The following is a 5,398-nucleotide window of genomic DNA, read 5'->3' as shown; positions in this document are numbered from 1 at the left end:
TTTTGCTTTGGTATTGGGCTTTTCACGGCCTATAAGCCTTTATCGGATTTTTTCTGATTGGTTTTTGTGGAGAGTTTGATCCTGGCTCAGGACGAACGCTGGCGGCGTGCTTAACACATGCAAGTCGAACGGAAAGGCCTGCAGCTTGCTGCGGGTACTCGAGTGGCGAACGGGTGAGTAACACGTGGGTGATCTGCCCTCAACTTTGGGATAAGCCTGGGAAACTGGGTCTAATACCGGATATGACCTTTCTTTAGTGTGGAAGGTGGAAAGCTTTTGCGGTTGGGGATGAGCTCGCGGCCTATCAGCTTGTTGGTGGGGTAATGGCCTACCAAGGCGTCGACGGGTAGCCGGCCTGAGAGGGTGTACGGCCACATTGGGACTGAGATACGGCCCAGACTCCTACGGGAGGCAGCAGTGGGGAATATTGCACAATGGGCGGAAGCCTGATGCAGCGACGCCGCGTGGGGGATGAAGGCCTTCGGGTTGTAAACTCCTTTCGACAGGGACGAAGCTTTTTGTGACGGTACCTGTATAAGAAGCACCGGCTAACTACGTGCCAGCAGCCGCGGTAATACGTAGGGTGCGAGCGTTGTCCGGAATTACTGGGCGTAAAGAGCTCGTAGGTGGTTTGTCGCGTCGTCTGTGAAATTCCGGGGCTTAACTCCGGGCGTGCAGGCGATACGGGCTAACTTGAGTGCTGTAGGGGAGACTGGAATTCCTGGTGTAGCGGTGAAATGCGCAGATATCAGGAGGAACACCGATGGCGAAGGCAGGTCTCTGGGCAGTTACTGACGCTGAGGAGCGAAAGCATGGGTAGCGAACAGGATTAGATACCCTGGTAGTCCATGCCGTAAACGGTGGGCGCTAGGTGTGAGTCCCTTCCACGGGGTTCGTGCCGTAGCTAACGCATTAAGCGCCCCGCCTGGGGAGTACGGCCGCAAGGCTAAAACTCAAAGGAATTGACGGGGGCCCGCACAAGCGGCGGAGCATGTGGATTAATTCGATGCAACGCGAAGAACCTTACCTGGGCTTGACATATACAGGATTGCTGCAGAGATGTAGTTTCCCTTGTGGCTTGTATACAGGTGGTGCATGGTTGTCGTCAGCTCGTGTCGTGAGATGTTGGGTTAAGTCCCGCAACGAGCGCAACCCTTGTCTTATGTTGCCAGCACGTTATGGTGGGGACTCATGAGAGACTGCCGGGGTCAACTCGGAGGAAGGTGGGGATGACGTCAAATCATCATGCCCCTTATGTCCAGGGCTTCACACGTGCTACAATGGTCGGTACAATGCGCAGCGACACTGTGAGGTGGAGCGAATCGCTGAAAGCCGGTCTTAGTTCGGATTGGGGTCTGCAACTCGACCCCATGAAGTTGGAGTCGCTAGTAATCGCAGATCAGCAATGCTGCGGTGAATACGTTCCCGGGCCTTGTACACACCGCCCGTCACGTCATGAAAGTTGGTAACACCCGAAGCCAGTGGCTCAAACTCGTTAGGGAGCTGTCGAAGGTGGGATCGGCGATTGGGACGAAGTCGTAACAAGGTAGCCGTACCGGAAGGTGCGGCTGGATCACCTCCTTTCTAAGGAGCTTTATTTAGCCCACAGTTGTGGGTATACCGAAGGCATTGTTTTTATAGGCTTTGTTTCTTTGGTGGTTGGTTGAGTGCCCGTAGGTGGTGCTGCCAACAGTGTTTTTAATCGGGTGGAGACACATCACACGATAAACACACAAAACATTGTGTGAAACGTTAAAGGACGAAAATAGTTGTAAGGTTCGTTGGTGCATTGTTGGGTGTCTGGGGCATTATCCCCTTGGTGTAACCCAGCCGGTTTCAATAGGCAGTGTGAGCGTTTGCTTTGTTGTTTGTTGGTTGGTTGGGGTGTTGTGTGAGAACTGTATAGTGGACGCGAGCATCACACAGCAAACCGTTGGACTGCATTTTTGTGTGGTTGGTTTGTTGTGTTGTGTAATTTCTTTTGTTCTTTTGTGTTTTGTTGTTCACGCCGGCAACAGTTAGTTTCTTGCCTTTTGTGGTGGGGGTTGGTTGTTGTTGGTTGTGTGTTCGTTACTAAGGGCGCATGGTGGATGCCTTGGCATGCTGAGCCGATGAAGGACGTGTAAGGCTGCGTTAAGCCTCGGGGAGTTGTCAATTGAGCGTTGATCCGAGGATGTCCGAATGGGGAAACCTGGCCACCGTTATGGGTGGTTACCCTTCAGTGAATTCATAGCTGTTGTGGGGGTTACGCGGGGAAGTGAAACATCTCAGTACCCGTAGGAAGAGAAAATAATAATGATTCTGCTAGTAGTGGCGAACGAACGTGGATGAGGCTAAACCGTGTGCATGTGATACCTGGTAGGGGTTGTGTGTGCGGTGTTGTGGGCCCTAACAGGCAGTAGCTACCGATACTGTGCTTGGTTGTTGTTGATAGGTGAAGTGGTGTGGAAACGCCTACCGTAGAGGGTGATAGTCCCGTAATTGAAGTCTTCAATTTCTAAGTTGTTGGGTTGCCCGAGTAGCAGCGGGCTCGTGGAATCTGCTGTGAATCTGCCGGGACCATCCGGTAAGCCTAAATACTCAGTGTGACCGATAGTGGATGAGTACCGTGAGGGAATGGTGAAAAGTACCCCGGGAGGGGAGTGAAATAGTTCCTGAAACCATGTGCTTACAATCCGTCAGAGCACCTGTATGTGTGTGATGGCGTGCCTTTTGAAGAATGAGCCTGCGAGTCAGCGGCATGTCGCGAGGTTAACCCGTGTGGGGTAGCCGTAGGGAAACCGAATCCTAATGGGGTGATTTTTAGTGGCATGTCCTGGACCCGAAGCGGGGTGATCTACCCATGGCCAGTGTGAAGCAGCTGTAAGAGGTTGTGGAGGCGCGAACCCACGTAGGTTGAAAACTGCGGGGATGAGCTGTGGGTAGGGGTGAAAGGCCAATCAAACTCCGTGATAGCTGGTTCTCCCCGAAATGCATTTAGGTGCAGCGTCGCATTAGCTTGGTGGAGGTAGAGCTACTGGTTGGTTGAGCGGGACTACAATCTTAGCAATGTCAGCCAAACTCCGAATGCCATTAATGTGTTGTGCGGCAGTGAGACTGTGGGGGATAAGCTTCATAGTCGAGAGGGAAACAGCCCAGATCGCCGGTTAAGGCCCCTAAGGGTGTGCTAAGTGGAAAAGGATGTGGGATCGCGAAGACAGCCAGGAGGTTGGCTTAGAAGCAGCCATCCTTGAAAGAGTGCGTAATAGCTCACTGGTCGAGTGGTTTCGCGCCGACAATGTAGTGGGGCTCAAGCACACCGCCGAAGCCGCGGCAATACTTTTGTTATTGGGTAGGGGAGCGTCGTGCATGTTGTGAAGCGTTACCGTAAGGCGGCGTGGAGTATGTGCGAGTGAGAATGCAGGCATGAGTAACGAATTGGTAGGTGAGAATCCTACCCGCCGGATGACTAAGGGTTCCTGGGTCAAGTTCGTCTTCCCAGGGTGAGTCGGGACCTAAGGCGAGGCCGACAGGCGTAGTCGATGGATAACCAGTTGATATTCTGGTACCCGTATACATGCGCCCCTGATAAAGCACTGATACTAACCACCGCGGATACGACACTTAACTAACTTTGTTGGTTGGTGTTGTTGATGTCGTGGGGCCTGATGTGTGGTTCAAGCGATGGGGTGACACAGTGGGGTAGCCAAGCCGCTTAATGGATTGTTGGTGTAAGCGTGTAGCCGGAGGCATAGGTAAATCCGTGCCTTAATTGAAGGTGAGACGTGATGCGTAGCCCGATTGGGGTGAAGTTGGTGATCCCGTGCTGTCGAGAAAAGCCTCTAGCGATGTATGTATATGGCCCGTACCCTAAACCGACACAGGTAGTCAGGTTGAAAATACTAAGGCGTTCGGGTGAACTGTGGTTAAGGAACTCGGCAAAATGCCCCCGTAACTTCGGGAGAAGGGGGACCACATACCGTGACAAGTCCTTGCGGCTTGAAGCGGTGTGGGGTCGCAGAGAATAGAGGGAAGCGACTGTTTATCAAAAACACAGGTCCATGCGAAGACGTTAAGTTGATGTATATGGACTGACGCCTGCCCGGTGCTGGAAGGTTAAGAGGACCGGTTAGTACATCGTTGATGTGCGAAGCTGAGAATTTAAGCCCCAGTAAACGGCGGTGGTAACTATAACCATCCTAAGGTAGCGAAATTCCTTGTCGGGTAAGTTCCGACCTGCACGAATGGCGTAACGACTTCCCTGCTGTCTCAACCACAGGCCCGGTGAAATTGCACTACGAGTAAAGATGCTCGTTACGCGCGGCAGGACGAAAAGACCCCGGGACCTTCACTATAGCTTGGTATTGGTGTTTGGTTCGGTTTGTGTAGGATAGGTGGGAGACTTAGAAACTATCACGCCAGTGATGGTGGAGTCGTTGTTGAAATACCACTCTGATCGGATTGAGCACCTTAACCTTGGCCCATGATCTGGGTTGGGGACAGTGCCTGGTGGGTAGTTTAACTGGGGCGGTTGCCTCCCAAAATGTAACGGAGGCGCCCAAAGGTTCCCTCAGCCTGGTTGGCAATCAGGTGTTGAGTGTAAGTGCACAAGGGAGCTTGACTGTGAGAGTGACAGCTCGAACAGGGACGAAAGTCGGGACTAGTGATCCGGCACCTACTTATGGATGTGGTGTCGCTCAACGGATAAAAGGTACCCCGGGGATAACAGGCTGATCTTCCCCAAGAGTTCATATCGACGGGATGGTTTGGCACCTCGATGTCGGCTCGTCGCATCCTGGGGCTGGAGTAGGTCCCAAGGGTTGGGCTGTTCGCCCATTAAAGCGGCACGCGAGCTGGGTTCAGAACGTCGTGAGACAGTTCGGTCTCTATCCGCCGCGCGCGTTGAAACTTGAAGAAGGCTGTCCCTAGTACGAGAGGACCGGGACGGACGTACCTCTAGTGTGCCAGTTGTTCCGCCAGGAGCATCGCTGGTTGGCTACGTACGGAAGGGATAACCGCTGAAAGCATCTAAGCGGGAAGCCTGTTTTAAGATGAGGTTTCACTACAAGGCCCCCTAAAGACTATGGGGTTGATAGGCCAGACCTGGAAGCATTGCAAAATGTTAAGGCTACTGGTACTAATAGGCCAAAACAAACACACACCAAACCCAAAAAACGGTTTGGGTGCAACACAACGCAATGAAACAATGAAAAATTCCTGTTGCTCGCGTCCACTATGCAGTATCTGACACAACACCCGCCAGGTGAGTGCAACACACGTTGCATGCCCCGGATGTTTGTCGGTGGTTGATAGCGGCAGGGAAACGCCCGGTCCCATTCCGAACCCGGAAGCTAAGCCTGCCCGCGCTGATGGTACTGCACTCGGGAGGGTGTGGGAGAGTAAGTTACCGCCGACATAA

General features: G+C 52.8%; 3 rRNA genes. All 3 read left to right on the top strand.

Features of this window, described 5'->3' with window-relative positions:
- Positions 1-63: 63 nt before the first annotated feature.
- Positions 64-1,584: ribosomal RNA gene (locus tag HMPREF0307_RS05525) — 16S ribosomal RNA — on the top strand.
- A gap of 479 nt (positions 1,585-2,063) precedes the next feature.
- A 23S ribosomal RNA gene (locus tag HMPREF0307_RS05520) occupies positions 2,064-5,139 on the top strand.
- A gap of 138 nt (positions 5,140-5,277) precedes the next feature.
- A 5S ribosomal RNA gene (gene rrf / locus HMPREF0307_RS05515) occupies positions 5,278-5,395 on the top strand.
- Together the 16S, 23S and 5S rRNA genes form the textbook arrangement of a ribosomal RNA operon.
- The last annotated feature ends 3 nt before the right edge of the window (positions 5,396-5,398 follow it).

Origin of the sequence: Corynebacterium sp. DNF00584, assembly GCF_001552965.1 — a bacterium.
Taxonomy (GTDB): domain Bacteria; phylum Actinomycetota; class Actinomycetes; order Mycobacteriales; family Mycobacteriaceae; genus Corynebacterium; species Corynebacterium phoceense.
This window is presented reverse-complemented; position numbering and strand designations above follow the sequence as displayed.